Annotated in this window: 19 protein-coding genes; 12 read left to right on the top strand and 7 right to left on the bottom strand. The window is 71.2% G+C overall.

What is annotated here, in order from left to right; translation table 11 throughout:
- Positions 1-171 precede the first annotated feature (171 nt).
- Both ABD292_RS04135 and ABD292_RS04130 read left to right on the top strand, forming a co-directional pair.
- Complete coding sequence (locus ABD292_RS04135) at positions 172-777, top strand: hypothetical protein (protein WP_344205337.1); 606 nt, start codon at positions 172-174, stop codon at positions 775-777.
- A 49-nt stretch (positions 778-826) separates the two neighbouring features.
- On the top strand, positions 827-1,411 hold the full coding sequence (locus ABD292_RS04130) for a Uma2 family endonuclease (RefSeq protein WP_344205335.1): 585 nt from the start codon (positions 827-829) through the stop codon (positions 1,409-1,411).
- Here ABD292_RS04130 and ABD292_RS04125 read toward each other — a convergent pair.
- The gene (locus ABD292_RS04125; RefSeq protein WP_344205333.1) at positions 1,402-2,199 is read right to left on the bottom strand and encodes an MBL fold metallo-hydrolase; all 798 of its coding nucleotides are present in this window, start codon (positions 2,197-2,199) and stop codon (positions 1,402-1,404) included. The two genes, ABD292_RS04130 and ABD292_RS04125, sit on opposite strands and share 10 nt — an antisense overlap.
- 47 nt (positions 2,200-2,246) lie before the next feature.
- On the opposite strand from ABD292_RS04125, the gene ABD292_RS04120 reads away from it, so the two are divergent.
- Positions 2,247-2,669, top strand: a complete 423-nt coding sequence (locus ABD292_RS04120; RefSeq protein WP_344205331.1) for a MerR family transcriptional regulator — start codon at positions 2,247-2,249, stop codon at positions 2,667-2,669.
- Here ABD292_RS04120 and ABD292_RS04115 read toward each other — a convergent pair.
- Both ABD292_RS04115 and ABD292_RS04110 read right to left on the bottom strand, forming a co-directional pair.
- Complete coding sequence (locus ABD292_RS04115) at positions 2,645-3,205, bottom strand: hypothetical protein (protein ID WP_344205329.1); 561 nt, start codon at positions 3,203-3,205, stop codon at positions 2,645-2,647. The two genes, ABD292_RS04120 and ABD292_RS04115, sit on opposite strands and share 25 nt — an antisense overlap.
- Positions 3,206-3,245: 40 nt before the next feature.
- Positions 3,246-3,785: a PadR family transcriptional regulator gene (locus ABD292_RS04110; RefSeq protein WP_344205328.1), complete on the bottom strand. Its 540-nt coding sequence runs from the start codon at positions 3,783-3,785 to the stop codon at positions 3,246-3,248.
- 58 nt (positions 3,786-3,843) lie between these two features.
- Between ABD292_RS04110 and ABD292_RS04105 the strand changes: the two genes are divergently transcribed.
- Entirely contained in the window at positions 3,844-4,605 is a 762-nt protein-coding gene (locus ABD292_RS04105; protein WP_344205326.1) for an alpha/beta fold hydrolase, read from the top strand.
- A 426-nt stretch (positions 4,606-5,031) separates the two neighbouring features.
- On the opposite strand, the gene ABD292_RS04100 is transcribed toward ABD292_RS04105, so the two are convergent.
- From ABD292_RS04100 to ABD292_RS04090, 3 genes are all read right to left on the bottom strand, one after another.
- Positions 5,032-5,751: a PepSY domain-containing protein gene (locus ABD292_RS04100; RefSeq protein WP_344205325.1), complete on the bottom strand. Its 720-nt coding sequence runs from the start codon at positions 5,749-5,751 to the stop codon at positions 5,032-5,034.
- 69 nt (positions 5,752-5,820) lie between these two features.
- Positions 5,821-7,932 carry an excinuclease ABC subunit UvrB gene (uvrB, locus tag ABD292_RS04095; RefSeq protein ID WP_344205324.1) on the bottom strand — a complete coding sequence of 704 codons (2,112 nt, stop codon included), beginning with the start codon at positions 7,930-7,932 and terminating at the stop codon, positions 5,821-5,823.
- 38 nt (positions 7,933-7,970) lie between these two features.
- Entirely contained in the window at positions 7,971-8,204 is a 234-nt protein-coding gene (locus ABD292_RS04090) for a helix-turn-helix transcriptional regulator (RefSeq protein ID WP_344205323.1), read from the bottom strand.
- A 170-nt stretch (positions 8,205-8,374) separates the two neighbouring features.
- Between ABD292_RS04090 and ABD292_RS04085 the strand changes: the two genes are divergently transcribed.
- The 7 genes from ABD292_RS04085 to ABD292_RS04055 all read left to right on the top strand — a co-directional run bounded on the left by ABD292_RS04085 (position 8,375) and on the right by ABD292_RS04055 (position 14,985).
- On the top strand, positions 8,375-10,000 hold the full coding sequence (locus ABD292_RS04085) for an SPFH domain-containing protein (protein ID WP_344205321.1): 1,626 nt from the start codon (positions 8,375-8,377) through the stop codon (positions 9,998-10,000).
- Positions 9,997-11,226 carry an SPFH domain-containing protein gene (locus tag ABD292_RS04080; RefSeq protein ID WP_344205319.1) on the top strand — a complete coding sequence of 410 codons (1,230 nt, stop codon included), beginning with the start codon at positions 9,997-9,999 and terminating at the stop codon, positions 11,224-11,226. Before ABD292_RS04085 ends, ABD292_RS04080 begins: the two co-directional genes overlap by 4 nt.
- 16 nt (positions 11,227-11,242) lie before the next feature.
- Positions 11,243-12,016 carry a sporulation protein gene (locus tag ABD292_RS04075; RefSeq protein ID WP_344205317.1) on the top strand — a complete coding sequence of 258 codons (774 nt, stop codon included), beginning with the start codon at positions 11,243-11,245 and terminating at the stop codon, positions 12,014-12,016.
- A gap of 143 nt (positions 12,017-12,159) precedes the next feature.
- Positions 12,160-13,200, top strand: a complete 1,041-nt coding sequence (locus ABD292_RS04070; protein ID WP_344205315.1) for a hypothetical protein — start codon at positions 12,160-12,162, stop codon at positions 13,198-13,200.
- Complete coding sequence (locus ABD292_RS04065) at positions 13,197-13,811, top strand: hypothetical protein (protein ID WP_344205314.1); 615 nt, start codon at positions 13,197-13,199, stop codon at positions 13,809-13,811. The genes ABD292_RS04070 and ABD292_RS04065 overlap by 4 nt, the downstream gene beginning before the upstream one ends.
- Positions 13,812-13,821: 10 nt before the next feature.
- A complete protein-coding gene (locus ABD292_RS04060; RefSeq protein ID WP_344205313.1) occupies positions 13,822-14,622 on the top strand; it encodes an inositol monophosphatase family protein in 801 nt (266 codons plus the stop codon).
- Positions 14,623-14,742: 120 nt separating this feature from the next.
- A complete protein-coding gene (locus ABD292_RS04055; RefSeq protein ID WP_344205312.1) occupies positions 14,743-14,985 on the top strand; it encodes a hypothetical protein in 243 nt (80 codons plus the stop codon).
- Between the two features lie 3 nt (positions 14,986-14,988).
- Here ABD292_RS04055 and ABD292_RS04050 read toward each other — a convergent pair whose 3' ends face one another.
- Complete coding sequence (locus tag ABD292_RS04050) at positions 14,989-16,146, bottom strand: ArsB/NhaD family transporter (RefSeq protein ID WP_344205311.1); 1,158 nt, start codon at positions 16,144-16,146, stop codon at positions 14,989-14,991.
- A 270-nt stretch (positions 16,147-16,416) separates the two neighbouring features.
- On the opposite strand from ABD292_RS04050, the gene ABD292_RS04045 reads away from it, so the two are divergent.
- Positions 16,417-16,976: toll/interleukin-1 receptor domain-containing protein (locus ABD292_RS04045; RefSeq protein WP_344205309.1), on the top strand; the 560-nt coding region annotated here is incomplete at its 3' end.

Below are 16,976 nucleotides of genomic sequence, written 5' to 3'. Positions count from 1 at the left end.
CCGCCCTTCCGCCGCGATCCAGCTCCGACCTTTGTGCACTGAAACACGACTCCTCTCCTGGATCAAGTGCTTGCTTGGCACAGACAGGGGCGCGGGCCGGGGCGCGGGCCGCGCGGCGCGCCAGGACCGCCGGGGCCGACTATCCTCAAGACAACGACACCGACAAGGGGGGTGACGGAGATCGGCGAATTCCTCGTCGTCGTCCTGGTGATTCTGGCGTTCCTCCTGCTGCTCGGAGGCGTCGGCATCTACCTGCTGGTCAAGCTGGGTCGAAAGGCCGCAGGCCACGCCAAGCAGGCAGCCGGCCGCCTCAGCACGCACGTCAACGCGATGGGCACGGGCGACGCCGCCGAGGTCGAACGCCTCCGCCTCGACCTGCGCCGCGAGGTCGCCCTCACCCGCCAGGCCTTCGAGCACGCCCAGCGCCAGGGCTGGGGCCTCGGCGACCTGCCCCGCCTCCTCGCCGACCTGGAGGCCCAGGCCGAGGTCCACGACGGCCAGCTCGGCATGTACGCCCAGCAGCGCCGCGTCTCCCCCTACGTGGACCACGCCACGCTCGGCCGGCTGCGCGAGCACCAGGCCACGCTGACGGCCATGTGCGCCCGCATCCGCGCCGACCTCCTCGGCGACCAGGTCCAGCACACCGCCGCCGGGATCGCCGACCTGTCGTCGCGTACGGACCTGGAGATCGAGGCCCGCCGCCGCCCGCCGGACCCCCTCGAAGAGATCGACGAGCTCTACCGCCGTTCCCTCGACGAACGCCGAGAACGCCCCTGACGTTCACTGATCGTGGCATCCTTGACACGCAGAGCAAGGAGTCACGTCGATGACCGCGGCCTTTCCCAAGTGGTTCCACCCCCGCCCGCGCGGCGGTTGGACCGCCGACATGCTCGACCACCTTCCCCCTGGCGCGCCGCGGCACGTCGAGCTGATCGACGGGTCACTGATCACGATGCCGCCTCGGACGGCGTTCCAGCTTTACGCGGTCCGGCTGTTCGAGAACCGCCTGAAGCCACCGGAGCACCTCGCGGTGGTCCGCGAGATGACGGTGACCCTGGGCATGCGCCAGCGGCCGGAGCCCGGCATCCTCCTGGTGGAGAAGTCGGCGATCACCCCGCGCACCACCTCCTTCCGGCCCGAGGACGTGCACCTGGTGGTGGAGGTCGTCTCGGAGGAGTCGATGGACCGCGACCGCACCACCAAGCCGATCAAATATGCCGACGCCGGCATCCGGCATTTCTGGCGCGTCGAACAGGAGGACGGCCTGCCGGTCGTCTTCACCTTCGAGCTGGAGCCGGACGTCAAGGCTTACGTCCCCACCGGCATCCACCGCAAGAGACTGCAGCTCGACATCGGTTTCGACGTCGACCTCGACCTGCATCTGAGCTGGCCGCCGCGCTCTCAGCGGTAACGAGCCAGTTCCCACGGGTCGTGCGCGGAGAACACCTCGACCTCGTCCCCGTGGTCGCGTACGAGCTCGCGCAGCCGGGCCTGGGTGCCGAGTCGCAGGTCGCGATGCACCTCTGAGCGGGTCTGGACGAAGTCCAGCAGCGGGTGCGGCTCCTTCAGCGCCTCCAGCTCACGGTGGTAGTAGTAGGCGTCGCCGCAGTGCAGGAGCCACCGGCCGCCGTCCCGCACGGCGACCCCCGTGTGGCCGGCGGTGTGCCCGCCGAGCGGGATCAGCTTGATCTCCGGCGGCAGCCCTTCCGGCTGCACCGCCGTGAAGCCGAACCACTCCTCCCCCGGTACGGGACGGTAGGTGACCCAGTCGGGGCCGTGAGCCCAGTGAGCGGGACGGTAGCGGGAGCCGGCCGCCTCGGCCAGGGCCGCTTCGAGCTCGGCGGCAAGCACATGAACCCGCGCGCCGGGGAAGTCGGGAAGGCCGCCGCAGTGGTCCACGTCCAGATGGGTCACGATGATGTGCCGGACGTCGGACGGCGTGTGGCCGAGCCGGGCGATCTGGCGGACGGCCGTCTCCTCCTCGTCCAGGACGGGTTGCGCCATCTCGACCCATTCGACCCCGAGCGTGCCGCCGGGGTCGCGGACATCGCCGAGACCGAGTCCGGTCTCGACCAGCACCAGGCCGTCGGCGTCGGTTTCGACCAGCAGACAGTGGTTCACGGCGGGCGCGGGCGGAGGACCGTCGTAGGTGGCCTCGATCGTCCGCACGGATCCGCAGTTCAGATGATGGATCTTCATGGCGTCTAGACTGCGACTTGAAGCGCGGTTCAAGTCAAGGGGCAGTGATGGACGAGGATTGGCTGGACATCGCCGAGGTGGCGCAGCGGTCCGGGCTGGCGCCTTCGGCGCTGCGGTTCTACGAGAAGAAAGAACTGATCGCCTCCGCCGGACGCAACGGGCTCCGCCGTACGTACCATCCGGACGTCCTGGACCGCCTGGAGCTGATCACGTGCGCGCGTGACGCCGGATTCTCGGTCGCGGAGATCGGCCGGTTCCTGGCGGCCCGGCCCGGAGACCCGGATCTGCGCGCCCGCATGGCCGCCAGGGCCGGCAGCCTCGATGAGCAGATCGGCCGGCTCACCCGGCTGCGCGACAGCCTCCGCCACGCCGCCGTCTGCGATCACGAGCCGATCATCAAATGCCCCGACTTCAAACAGGCCCTCGGCACCAGGCCCGCCCGACCTCAGCCGCGGCCCCATTCCCCGTAGACCAGGGCGGCCAGTTCGGCCTCCGTCGCGCCGGCGTTGGCCGCCGCCTTGGTGGCCTGGGCCTGGGCCGTCGTGGGCAGCAGGCCGGCCAGCAGGATCGGCAGGGACAGGCGGCGCAGCAGCACCTCCGCGGCCGAGACGCCGTACGGGCGGCGGGTCACCGCCACGTTCACCCGCAGCGCGTGCTCGTTGCCCGGCGGCACGCCGGGACGGTCGATCTCGACGGCGGCGTAGCGGAAGCCGTTCGCCAGGTCGCAGGGGGCGCAGCCGGCCGGGCCCCGGCTGAGCCGGCCGCCGCACTCGGGGCAGGTCAGCCGGTCGTAGGCGGCGTCCACCACTCGCCAGGGGTGCCGGTCGGGCTCGTCCACGACCATCTCGGCGATGAGGAGTTCGCCGGGCGGGTTCGCGGTGCCGAACTCGCGCTCCACGAAGGCCAGCCAGCCCTCCTCGACGATCTCGTCCACCAGGGCCGCGCACCGCGCACAGGCGGGCGCCCCGGCGGGCTCCCAGTGACCGCACTCCTCACATCGCCGCATGTCCCGAACGTACGCAAGCGTCCGGGCGCGGCGCATCCCGTTATCGGGCCGCCGGGGCGCTCTCCAGCTCCGCGATCGTGGCCCTGAGCCAGGTCAGCTCGGCCTGGCTGGTGGCCTGGGCGATGACGAGCAGGCCCTGCCGGAACGGGTCCGCGAACTCCTCGGCCGCCATCGGCCGCTCGCCGTCGTAGAAGAAGCTGGTCGGCTCCTCCAGGAACGTCAGCCGCCTGCGCAGCACGGCCGCCTGCGCGTCCGGCTCGTCCAGGAGGCGCAGGAACGCCAGCAGCGTGAACCAGCGGTTCTCGTCGCTGATGTCGAGGTCGGCGGGCTCGCGCAGGCGCCGCTCCAGCTCCGCACGGCCGTCCTCGGTCAGGTAGAGGACGCGGCGGGGCGCGGCGGCGACGCCCGGCTCGTCCTTCCTCGTCACCCATCCGGCGGCGGCCAGGCGCTTGATGGCCGGGTAGAGCGTGCCGTCGGCCACCGGGCGTACGTGCCCCATGAGGGCGGCCACCCGTTTACGCAGCTCGTAGCCGTGCAGGGGGTGGTCGCTGAGGAACCCGAGTATCGCCAGCTCCAACATGACGATGAGCATACCTCGGTGCCGATATATATTGATCCCGAGGTATGAGGAGGCCGTCATGCACGATGCCATCGTCCATCCCAGCGGCGCCCGCATGCGCTGGGTCGAGCTGCCCGGCCCGGATCCGGCCCGGGTCTACGTCCACGGACTCGGCGCCACCTCGGCCCCCTACTACGCGGAGGTCGCCGCTCATCCGCTGCTGCCGCGCCGCCGTTCCCTCCTGATCGACCTGCTCGGGTTCGGCATCAGCGACCGGCCGCGGGATTTCGCGTACACGCTGGAGGCCCACGCCGGCGCGCTGGCCGCCGCCCTGGAGAAGGCGGGGGTCGCCGACGCGGCGCTCATCGCCCACAGCATGGGCGGGGCCGTGGCCATCGTCCTGGCCGCCCGGTATCCCGAGCTCGTCTCCCAGCTGGTCCTCGTGGACGCCAACCTCGACCCCTACCCTCCGGCCCCGGTGCCGCCCGGCGGCAGCGGCATCGCGAGCTACGGGGAGGAGGAGTTCGTCGGCGGCGGGTGGAAGGAGGTGCGCGACCGCGTGGGGCCGCACTGGTGGTCCACGATGCGCCTGGCCGACCTGCGCGGGCTCCACCGCACGGCCGTCAGCCTCGCCCGGGGCACCGATCCCACGATGCGCGAGCTGCTCGTGTCGCTGCGGATGCCGCGTACGTACCTGCATCCGGAGGGCGGCGCCCCGGACGACGCCGACGGCCTGCGGGCGGCCGGGGTCCGGGTGCTGTCCATCCCGGAGTCGGGCCACAACATCATGCTCGACAACCCGGACGCCTTCGCCCGAACCCTCAACGATCTCCTCCCCTGACCACCCCGCTCCCCCGCCCTCCGGCCATGCAGGCCAGAGGGCGGAGGGAGGCGGGTAGGCGCGGGCGCAGGCCAAGGCGCGGGTACGGACCCAGGCGCAGGTGCGAATGCAGGCGCGGGTGCGGACCCGGGCGCAGGTGCGAATGCAGGCGCAGGTGCGAATGCAGGCGCGGGCGCGGACCCGGGCGCAGGTGCGAATGCAGGCGCAGGTGCGAATGCAGGCGCGGGTGCGGACCCGGGCGCAGGTGCGAATGCAGGTGCAGGCGCGGGTGCGGACCCGGGCGCAGGTGCGAATGCAGGCGCAGGTGCGGGTCCGCGCCCAGATGCGGGCGCGGACCCTTGTGTGAGTGCGGACCCAGGTGCGGGCGCGGGACCCGAGTGCGGCTACCGGCCCAGGTGCGGATGCGGAGCCGGGTGCGGATGCGGATCAGCCTGTGGGTGTTTCGGTGGTGGTCGGTGTTTCGGTTGTCGTGGGTGTGCCGGTCTCCGTGGGGGTGCCGGTCACGGCGGGGGTGGCGCTGCCGCGGTTGGTTGCCTCGCCGGTTACCGCGTCGATGGCGACTTCCTGCTTGGTCCCGTTCGGGAGGATGACGTCGGCCTCCCAGACGGGCTTGCCGTGTTCGGAGTCCAGGTTGAGCTCCGTCACGCGCCCCTCGGGGACGGTGGCGGTGATCTTGTCCAGGGCCTGGGTCCAGTCGACCTTGACCGCGCTCAGCAGGTTCTTGAGCTCGGCCATGTCCTCCGGATCGTCGTCCTCCAGGCTCGGGCCGGAGACGACCTTGCCGTCGGCGACGTCCAGCCGGCGCTCGGTGCCGTCGCGGTCGGCGACCTGCACCTCCCAGCGCTTGCCGTTCTCCTCGCTCTCGATCGAGACGAGCGTGGCGCCGGACGCGGCGGCGAGCGCGGCCTGGGCGGCGCGCTTCAGGTCGTCCGCCCCGGCGGCGCCGGGCGTGCCGGCGGTGGGCGAGCCCGTTGCGGGAGTGGACACCATCGGGCCGGTGGCCGGGGCGCTCGGCACGCCCCCGGTCGGGCTGGGCGGCTGGGCGGCCAGCCGCTCGATCCCCTGTGCTTCGTGCGCGGCCTGGCCGCCGCACGCTCCCGTCAGCAGCGCGGCGCCGGCCAGGACCCCCGTGAGCGTCTTGTTCATGGAGGCTCCGCTGCCCACCGGCGCCGGGTCCATGCCGCGCCCGGCCGAGCCACGGCCACTGGGCGAGGGCTACTTGACGCCGGCCTCGCGCATGTCGCGGAGCTCGCGCTTGAGCTCCTTGATCTCGTCGCGCAGCCGCGCCGCCACCTCGAACTGCAGGTCGGCCGCCGCCTGGTGCATCTGCTCGGTGAGCGACTCGACGAGCGACTCCATCTGGGCCCGCGGCATCTCGCCGGCGATGGCCTTGGCGTGCTGCCCGGCGGCGCGGCCGCCGAAGCCGGGCACCGGGGCCTTGCCGCGCGACTGCTGGCGGCCGCCTCCGCCGAGGAGCTTGTCGGTGTCGGCGTCCTCGCGCTGCAGCGAGTCGAGGATGTCGGCGATCTTCTTGCGCAGCGGCTGCGGGTCGATGCCGTTGGCCTCGTTGTAGGCGATCTGCTTGGCCCGGCGCCGGTTGGTCTCGTCGATCGCCCGCTCCATGGACGGGGTGACCTTGTCGGCGTACATGTGGACCTGGCCCGACACGTTACGGGCGGCGCGGCCGATGGTCTGGATCAGCGACGTCTCGGAGCGCAGGAAGCCCTCCTTGTCGGCGTCGAGGATGGCGACCAGCGACACCTCGGGCAGGTCGAGGCCCTCGCGCAGCAGGTTGATGCCGACGAGCACGTCGTATTCGCCGGTGCGCAGCTCGCGCAGCAGCTCGATGCGGCGCAGCGTGTCGACCTCGCTGTGGAGGTAGCGGACCCGGATGCCGAGCTCCAGGAGGTAGTCGGTGAGGTCTTCCGCCATCTTCTTGGTCAGCGTGGTGACGAGCACCCGCTCGTCGCGCTCGGCCCGCTCGCGGATCTCGTGGACCAGGTCGTCGATCTGGCCCTTGGTGGGCTTGACCACGATCTCGGGGTCGACCAGGCCGGTCGGGCGGATGACCTGCTCGACGACCTCACCCTTGGCCCGCCCCAGCTCGTAGGGGCCGGGCGTGGCCGACAGGTAGACCGTCTGCCCGATCCGCTCCAGGAACTCCTCCCACTTGAGCGGCCGGTTGTCCAGCGCCGACGGCAGCCGGAAGCCGTGGTCGACCAGGGTGCGCTTGCGCGAGGCGTCGCCTTCGTACATCGCCCCGATCTGCGGCACGGTCTGGTGCGACTCGTCGAGGACCAGCAGGAAGTCCTCGGGGAAGTAGTCGAGCAGCGTGTTGGGCGCGCTGCCGGGGGCCCGGCCGTCCATGTGGCGCGAGTAGTTCTCGATGCCGGAGCAGGTGCCGATCTGGCGCATCATCTCGATGTCGTACGTCGTGCGCATCCGCAGCCGCTGCGCCTCCAGCAGCTTGCCCTGCCGCTCCAGCTCCGACAGCCGCTCGGCCAGCTCCGCCTCGATGCCCGCGACCGCCGCGGCCATGCGCTCCTCGCCGGCGACGTAGTGGGAGGCGGGGAAGATGTAGAGCTCCTCGTCCTCGGTGATGACCTCGCCGGTGAGCGGGTGCATCGTGGACAGCTTCTCGATCTCGTCGCCGAACATCTCGATGCGGACGGCGAGCTCTTCGTACTTCGGGATGATCTCGATGGTGTCGCCGCGCACCCGGAACGTGCCGCGGGTGAAGGCGAGGTCGTTGCGGGTGTACTGCATGTCGACCAGGCGGCGCAGGAGCTGGTCGCGGTCGATGTCCATGCCGACGCGCAGGCGAGCCATGCGGTCGACGTATTCCTGCGGGGTGCCGAGGCCGTAGATGCACGACACCGAGGCGACCACGATGGTGTCGCGCCGGGTGAGCAGCGAGTTGGTGGCCGAGTGACGCAGCCGCTCGACCTCGTCGTTGATCGAGGAGTCCTTCTCGATGTAGGTGTCGCTCTGCGGGACGTACGCCTCGGGCTGGTAGTAGTCGTAGTAGGAGACGAAGTATTCGACCGCGTTGTTGGGCAGCATCTCCCGCAGCTCGTTGGCGAACTGCGCGGCGAGCGTCTTGTTGGGCTGCATCACCAGGGCGGGCCGCTGCAGCCGCTCGATCAGCCAGGCGATCGTGGCGGTCTTGCCGGTGCCGGTGGCGCCGAGCAGGACGCTGTCCTTCTCGCCGGCCTTGACGCGGCGCTCCAGCTCGGCGATGGCCGTCGGCTGGTCGCCCGAGGGAGTCATCTCGGTGACGACCTCGAACGGCGCCACCTTCCGCTGCAAATCTGTGACCGGACGCATGCTGCCACTGTAGGTGCCGCGACCGACAGAATCCGACCTCAGGCGGACCGCTCGCCGATGCGCGGGAAGGGCGTGGTGGAGAAGACGACCTCGACGGGCACCTCGAAGTAGCCGGCGATCCTCAGCGCCAGGTGAAGGCTGGGGCTGTACTCGCCCCGCTCCAGGTAGCCGACGGTCTGGTAGTGCACGCCCAGGGCGTCGGCCAGTTGTCTTCTGGTCACGTTCCGCTCGGCCCGGAGCAGCGCGATGCGGTTGTAGACGGTCTCGCTCATCACCGCGTATCTTCTCAGCCCCGCGCCCGGCCCACCTCAATCGTAGATCTACTACATAGGTGGCATGTCTACTACAAGGCGCAACAGACCTGTGACATCCCTTTGCAAGTGAATAGTAAGTGGCACCCGATACGGTCGGATTCGCGCCGGTAGTGGAAAAGAGAGGTTCGATGTCACGACCCAGAGAGGCACTGATCCAGGCAGGTCAGGGCATAGCCCAGGCGGTGGCCCAGGGGGGTGACGTACGCGGGGCGGTCGGCCAGGTCGCCGGCCAGTTCGCCGGGCAGGTGGGCGGCCCAGGAGGCCAGCGCGGCAACCAGGGCCAAGCTCCCGGCTTCGCGCTGAACCCGCACGACTTCGCGGCGGACAGGGACGGCGGCGCGTCCGTCGGCACGCTCATCGAGGCGCGCACCGCCTCGCTGAACGAGGCCGGCGAGATCGTCAACCGCAGCTTCGCCGAGAACGGCATGCACGTCATCTCGCCGGTCGTGATCCCCAAGAGCGGCACCGCCAAGGTCCTGGTGCCCCTGGGCATCCTCGTGGCGCTCGGCCTCATCGGCGCGCTCGGCAACGTCATCCCGAACACCGACCTGTTCTTCGGGCCGCACTACTGGGTGACGCTGGTCCTCGCGGCCGCGTTCCTGTGGTGGCGGCGCAGCGTGGTGATGGTGCCCGAAGGCTGCAAGGCGCTCATCACCAAGTTCGGCAAGCTGGTGCACATCGCCGACCCGGGCCGGGTGACGCTGTTCAACCCGTGGAAGCGGGTCAGCTACATCGTCAACACCACCCGTGAGTACCCGTTCAACGCCCCCATCCGCGAGGCGCCGACGCAGCAGGGCGTCAAGGCGAGCGTGGACCTGTTCCTGCAGTTCAGGATCGAGAACCCGGCGGAGTTCATCTTCGTGCTCGGCTCGGTCAGCGGCTTCCAGTCCAAGCTGCAGAACGCCATCAGCGAGGTCACCCGCTCCCTCATCTACGCCCAGCGCGCCGAGGACATCTACGACCTGGTGGGCGAGAGCACGCTCGGCATGCTGGAGAGCCTGAACCAGCAGTTCCTGCCGGCCGTCCGGCTCACGGACGTGAACATCACGCACGCCGAGCCGTCCAGCCAGGAGTACCGCATGGACCTGGCCGCCCCCGAGATGGTCAGGGTCGCCAAGGAGGCGTACACCTACGAGTACGAGCTCCAGCTCCGCAAGGAGCAGAACGAGGGCGACCTGGTCAAGGAGCTGGCCGGGCTCCAGGAGACGCTGAGCGCCATCCAGGCGGAGATCGCCGGCTACCAGGCCCGCATGGACACCGCGCTGGAGCGCGCGACCCACCAGGCCACGGCGCAGGCCAGGCAGCGCCTGGTCGAGGCCGAGTCCACGGCCAACGCCAACGCCGCGCTCCTGGAGGCGCAGGCACTGGACATCAGGGCGCTGTCGGCCGCCGAGGCCCCCGAGATCCTCGACTACCGCTTCCAGCAGGACCTGCTCGCCAAGCTGGAGTCCGTCGCCACCCGGCTGCCCCAGGTGGTGCAGGTCGGCGAGCAGAGCGACATCGACTTCCTCGCCCTCGCCCAGCAGCTCGTGGGCGGCAAGGGGGCGCAGCTCTTCTCCGCCGAGGACATGGCCGCCATCCGGTCCCGCCTCGACGAGATCGGCACCCGTGTCCGCGACCGCGAGGCCGAGATCGCGGCGCTGCTCAGGAAGGCCGCGGCCGACGTCGCCGGCGCCCAGGAGCCGCCCGTGCCCGACCAGGACCTGGAGCGAACCGTCGAACGCCTGCTGCCCGGCAAGGGGGAGATCCGATGAGCCGCGAGTTCTCCAAGATCAAGGAGTCGGTCGCCTCCTGGGGCGACATCCGCCAGCTGCTGAGGGGCGGCGAGCAGGGCCAGCTCGTGCCCGTCGTCATCCCCAAGGACCGGCGCGGCTTCGCCTGGATGACGCTGATCTTCCTGGCGCTCTACTTCGCGGGCATGGCCGCGCTGACCGACTTCACGGTCTCCGCCGCGCTGCTGGCGCTGCTGTTCCTGCTGCTCGCGCTGGTCACGATGTGGCGCAAGGCGATCATCGAGATCGAGGAGGGCACCACCGGCGTGCGCAGCCGCTGGGGCGCCATCACCGGCACGCTGCCGCCGGGCCGGCACTACCTGTGGCTGCCGTGGGACCGGGTGGACGCGGTCGTCGACACCTCCACCGAGATCCCGTACTCGGCGCCCATCGTGGCCTGCCCCACGGCCGAGAACGTGCCGCTGAAGTCGATCGAGTTCTTCCTGAAGTTCCGGATCGTCGACCCGGTGGCCTTCCACCGCACGATCGGCGCGGGCAACTTCGACCTGGTGCTGTCCAGCGCCGTGCAGGACGCGATCCGCCAGCGCAGCCGCAGGGTCAACACCGAGCGGGCCTACGACCTGCGCGGCTCCGACGTCGGCGACATGCAGGACGCGCTCAACCGGCAGCTCGGCCGCTACGGCGTGCGCATCACCGGCGCGAACATCCCCGACGTCCAGCTCCCCGACCAGTACCAGCAGCACCTGGCCACCAGGGAGAAGGTCGCCAAGGAGCTGTCGGCGTACGAGCGCGAGTGGGAGCTGACCCGCAAGCGCCGCATCGACACGCTGCTGATGGAGATCGAGCGCTCCAAGAAGACCCGCGACGCCCGCGTGGTCGAGGTCAAGGCCGCCTACAACACCGCGCGCAAGGACGTCGCGCGCATGCTGGAGGAGCAGGAGACCGAGGCGCAGCGGGTCACGTGGGAGATCGAGGCGCGCGGCAGGGCCGAGCTGACCGCCGCCGAGAACGAGGCCAAGGCGCTGCGCCGGCTGGCCGAGTCCTACCGCGACAACCGGGCCGTGCTGCAGTACGAGCTGGCCAGAAGGCGGCTCGACGTCGGCGCCCGCCTGGCGGAGAACGCCCCCCAGCCGCTGGTCGTACGGACCCAGCAGGGCCAGGGCGACTCCGCGCTGTCCACCCTCCTCCTGGCCCAGTTGCTCCCCCGCCTCTCGGGCCAGAACGGCCACTCCCCTTCCGCTCAGTAACCAGGAGAAGAACCCCATGGTGTTCCGCAAACTGATGGCCGCGTTCGGCGCGGGCGTCGAGGTCGACACGGTCCTCACGAACACGGGCGTGCGGCCGGGCGAGAGCCTGCACGGCGTGGTCAATTTCCGCGGCGGCAACAACGACTACAAGGTCGAGGGCATCTACATCGACCTGACCGCCGTGGTCGAGGTGGAGTCCGGCGACAACGAGTACAAGACGAGCTACAGCTTCCTGCGCCAGCAGGTCGCGGGCACGTTCCAGCTCGCCGCCGGAGCCCAGCACCAGCAGCCGTTCCAGATCGCGATCCCGTGGGAGACGCCGATCAGCGCGATCGGCGGCCACCCGCTGCACGGGATGAAGCTGGGCGTCCAGACGGAGCTGGCCCTCGCGGGCGCGCTCGACAAGGGCGACCTCGACCCGCTGTTCGTCAGCCCGCTGCCGGCCCAGGAGTACGTCATCGCGGCGCTCGACCGGATGGGCTTCCACTTCAAGAAGGCCGACCTGGAACGCGGCACGCTGTACGGCTCCACGATGCCGTTCTTCCAGGAGATCGAGTACTACGCCGGCGGGCAGTGGCGGCGCCACTTCAACGAGCTGGAGCTGACCTTCATCGCCGGGCCGCGGCAGATGGACGTCATCCTGGAGGCCGACAAGCGCGGCGGCTTCCTGACCTCCAGCCACGACGCCTACAACCGCTTCACCGTGCACTACGACGGCCCGCCGCACGCGGCGGAGCAGGCGCTGCAGCACGGCCTGGAGCAGATGGCCCGCCACCGCGGCTGGTTCTGAGCCGGGTCACGTCCCGGGCGGAGGGTGCCGCCCGGGGCGACGTCCCCGGCATCTTTCGCCAGGTGATCGTTCTCTGGTGGTCTCCTTGCGCGGTCGTTACCATGACCTCGGGGACTGACTGATCGTCGGACGGCGGGGCGAAGATGGCACGGTTCGTGTGGGCGATGAAGCGGGCCGCTCCGTGGGCGGCGCGCAACGCCGACGGCGCCATCGCCCTCATCCTGGCCGTCGTCGTGGGCGTGCTCGGCATCATGCCCAATGAGATGTTCGGCAAGGACGGCCAGGACATCCAGCGCCAGCTCGTCAACGCCGCGACGCTGGTCATCCTCGCGCTGGTGGCCACCGCGCTGCTGCGCGACCGGCTGCGCCAGGCCCCCGTCGAGCGGACGATCACCTCGGGCGCGCTGGCCGAGCTGCCGGTGCGCCTGGCGCGCATGGAGCAGATCGAGAGCCTCGCCCACAGCACCCGCCGCGCGCTCGACGCCCTGCAGCTCGTCCGCGTGCTGGGCAGCCGGCAGGAGATCGCGCAGTCGCACGCCGAGGCGCGCAAGGACACCGCCCGCTGGAGCTTCAAGGGCGGCACCGGCACCTACCTGCGGGCGGTCACGCTGCCGCTGTGCGTGGCGGCGGCGCGCAGGGAGAAGCGGCACCTCACCGTCAGGGTCGAGGTGCTCGACCCGGCCGACGCCGAGGTGTGCGAGACCTACGCCCACTACCGCCGCTCGCTGTCGGAGTCGCCCGACGCCACCGGCGAGACGTGGACGACCGACCGGGTCAGGAAGGAGTCGTACGCGACCATCCTGGCCGCCTTCTGGCACCGCCAGCGCTACGGCCTGCTCGACATCGCCGTGGGCCTGTCGGCCACGATGACCACGTTCAGGTGGGACCTGTCGAGCACCCGCCTGATCATGACGGTCGAGGACCCCAACATGGCGATGACGGCGCTCGCCGGCACCTTCTACTACGAGAACTGCGACACCGAGCTGCGGCTCAGCTTCGAGCAGGCGCGGCGGGTGCCGCTGGAGCAGTACAAGAAGGTGCCGCTGAGCGACGAGCCGACCATCGAGGAGGTGCAGGAGCTGTTCGAGCACATCGGCATGCCCCTGCCCAAGTCGTACGACGGCCGCGACGTGGTGGACATCGCGCGCAAGGCGCTGCGCGCCGTGGACCCCTACGGGCCATGAGCTACCGGGACGTACGCCGCAGGGTGACGGCGGGACAGGCGCGGGAATGGGCCCTGGAGGCGCTGGAACGGCCGCTGAGCGCCGTACGCCATCCCCTGGGCTTCGTCTGCCTGCCCCTGGAGCGCGACGGCGACGAGGGCGTCTGCGTCCATCTGTGGTCCGCCTCGCTCGCCCACGCCGAGAGCACCACCTCGCAGATCCACTGCCACAGCTGGGACCTTTTCAGCCACGTGCTCTACGGGCAGATACGCAACGTGCACGTCAACGTCACGGACGCCGGCGAGCAGGCCACGCACCGGGTGTTCGAGGTGGTCAGCGACGCCTCGGGCGACCGCATCTCGCCCACCGGCCGCACCGTGCGGCACGCCACCGGCCTCGTGGAGGTCTTCGGCCCCGGCGACACCTACACGCTGCCGGCCGGCCGCTTCCACTCCAGCGTGGTGCCCGAGGGCGGCGAGGCCGCCACCGTCGCGCTCGGCAGGGGCCGGCCGGGCAGCCATGACCTGTCGCTCGGGCCGCTCGACGCCGGTCCGCACCGCGTGTCCAGGCAGCCCCTGGACCCCGGCGAGACCGCACTCGCCGTCCGCCTCGTCACCGCGCACCTGACCTGAGGGGTAGCCGATGGACCTGGACCACGCTCGCACGGTCGCCGTCGAGGCCGCCGAGGCCGCGGGAGACCTGCTCAGGGAGGGCACGCGGGGCACGATCGGGGTCCGGGCCAAGGGCGTGGCCGGCGACGTGGTCACCGATCTCGACCTCGCCTCCGAGAAGCTGCTGCTGGAGCGCATCCTGACGGCGTTCCCGTCCCACTCGGTGATCGCCGAGGAGTCCGGGCTGGTGGGGGCCGCGGGCGGCGAGTGGACGTGGCTGGTCGACCCGCTCGACGGCACCAACAACGTGGCGATCGGGCTGCCCGCGTACGTGGTGGGCGTGGCGCTGTGCAGGGACGGGCGGCCGGTGCTGGGCGTGGTGCACGACCCGGTGTCCGGACAGACGTGGTCGGCCCTGCGGGGGCGGGGGGCGACGGCCTCCTCGGGGGCGCGTCTCGCGCCGCCGTACGCGCCGAGCCCGCACGGCCCGCTGCTGGCCTGGACCCAGGGCTACGGCGTCGCCAGGGACGACGCCACGGGCAGCGCGCTCAAGCTGGCGATGGAGCGGGCCGCCCGCCGGGTCCTGCAGCTGTGGGCGCCGCTGCTGTCGTGGGCGATGCTGGCGCGCGGCGACATCGACGGCATCGTCGGCTACCGCGCCGAGGCCGTCGACCTGCCGGCGGGCGCGCTGCTGGCCGTGGAGGCCGGGATCGACATCAGGACGTTGGACGGCGGGCCGTTCGAGGCGTGCATGGACGCGCCCGCCGAGCGGCGCAGCTTCGTCGCCGCCCATCCGCAGGCCATCCCCGGGCTGCTCGCGCTGCTCCACTGATCCGTTCTGTGCACAAGGTTCTGTGCACAAGTACGCGGAAGAAGTGTGTCGCAAGCCGATGAGTTCCGCTCCCGTCGGGCGTCTCATTGGACGACGGCACTTACGGAAGAGGAGCCCGACATGATGACCACGGCCGAACTCGCGCAGGTGCTCTTCACGACCGCTCTGCAGCCCTCCGACGCGCTCTCTCCTCACGCCATCCGCGAGGCCGTGGACGAGCGGCTGTGCGCGTGCGGCGGCGACCCGGCGCGGTGCGCGGGCCAGGTGGCGCAGGAGGCCGGCGACCACCCCGAGGCGTACGCGCGGCGCATGCGCTGGGCGCTCGGCGCGGTCGCCGGCGCCTACCAGCTCACCGCGGCCTGACCTTCACAGCGCCCAGACGGTGGCCACCAGGCCCACCACGGCCAGCCCGGCGCCGGTGAGCAGGAAGCGACGCATCGGCACCCGCACCTCGTGCCTGCGGCACGACTCGAACCACAGCAGCGTCGCCAGCGACGCCCACGGCGTCACCACCGGGCCGACGTTGGTGCCCACCAGCAGCGACAGCAGCCGGTCCTGGTCGGCGGCCGGGATGACGCCCTCGACGGCCTTGTACGCGGGCAGGTTGTTGATCGCGTTGGACAGGCCCGCGCCCACGGCGGCGGTGCGGTAGGGGTCGCCCTCGGCGCCGATCATCCAGGTCATGAGGTCGGCGAGACCGTGCCGGCTCAGCGTCGGCACCACCAGGAACAGCCCGGTCACGAACACCACGAGCTGCCACGGGAACAGCCGCCACGACAGGCGCTCCCGCGCGCGCAGCAGGAACGCCGCCAGGACGAGCGCGGCGGCCGCGCCCGCGGCCACGGCCACGTGCGCCTTGAGCAGCAGCAGCACGATGAACAGCAGGCAGCCGGCCGACGCCGCGCCGAACAGCGCCCGGTCGCCGACCGGCTCAAGCACCGGCGGGCTGTAGCGCAGGTCGCCCCGCTCCCCCCGCCGCCAGAAGAACGCCCATAGGAACGCCATCGTCACCAGGATGGCGGCGATCTGCGGGGCCCACATGCGGGCGGCGAACTCCTGGGCGTCGAGGCCGAGCTTGTCCATGGCCAGGAGGTTCGTGAGGTTGGAGACCGGCAGCAGCAGGCTCGCGGTGTTGGCCAGCCAGATCGTCGTCATCGCCAGCGGCAGGGGGGCGATGCGGGCCTTCGGGGCGAGGGCCAGCATCACGGGGGTGAGCAGGACGGCGGTGGTGTCCAGGTTCAGGAAGATCGTGACGAACGACGCGAAGGCCGTACAGAGGAGGAACAGGGCGGCGTAGTTGCCGCGGCCCAGCACCGCCATCCGCGCCGCGATGGCGTCGAAGACCTGGGCCTCCTTGGTCAGCTCGGCCAGCACGATGACCGCCACCAGGAAGATCAGCAGCGGCCAGATCTCGTCCAGGCTCTCGGCGGCGGCCTCCCACGGCAGCAGCCCGGTCGCCACGAACACCAGGCCGAGCACCAGGAGGCCGATCCTGATCCAGTCGAGCAGGCTGAGACGCCACACGCAGAAGATGATCGCACAGTGCTCATGGCCCGCGCTTCGCGCGGGCGGCTCGGTCGCTCAGATCCGCCGCCTTCCCTCGTCACTCCGGTCGCTTCGCTCCCTGCGTTCCTCAGTCCAGGCGACGGCGCTCCCTCGCGGGTGGCCCAGACGCTCAAACCCCCGCCTTCCCTCGTCACTCCGGTCGCTTCGCTCCCTGCGTTCCTCAGTCCAGGCGACGGCGCTCCCTCGCTACGCTCCCTCACGGGGATCTCGCGGGGGATACTGACTGGCATGGCACGTGACGGCAGGCCGACCGACATCTTCGTCAGCTACTCCCCGGCCGACACCGCCTGGGCGACATGGATCGCCTGGGAGCTCGAGGCGGCGGGCTACCGGACGATGATCCAGGCGTGGGACTTCGTCCCCGGCACCAACTTCATCGACTTCATGGACCGCGGGGTCAGCGAGGCCCAGCTCGTCGTCGCCGTGCTCTCGCGCAACTATCTGACCTCGCGCTACGGCCGCATGGAGTGGCAGGCGGCGCTGCGGGCCGACCCCGACAACCCCTCCAACAAGCTCGTCACCATCCGCCTGGAGGACGTCCAGCTCGAAGGGCTGCTGTCCACGATCACCTGGGTGGACCTGCTCGGCGTCACCGACCCGGGCCAGGCCAGGGCGCTGCTGCTGGGCCGGGTCGGCGAGGCGCTGGCGGGCCGGGCCAAGCCGGAGTACGCCCCCGCCTTCCCCGACGCCGGCAGGGGCGGCCGCGCGCCCGCCGCCGCGCCGACGCCGCCGACCCCGGCCGCCGAGCGGGCGCGGACGCGCCGCGCCCCGGTGACCGCGCCCGCCGT

Origin of the sequence: Nonomuraea bangladeshensis, assembly GCF_039529455.1 — a bacterium.
GTDB lineage: Bacteria > Actinomycetota > Actinomycetes > Streptosporangiales > Streptosporangiaceae > Nonomuraea > Nonomuraea bangladeshensis.
This window is presented reverse-complemented; position numbering and strand designations above follow the sequence as displayed.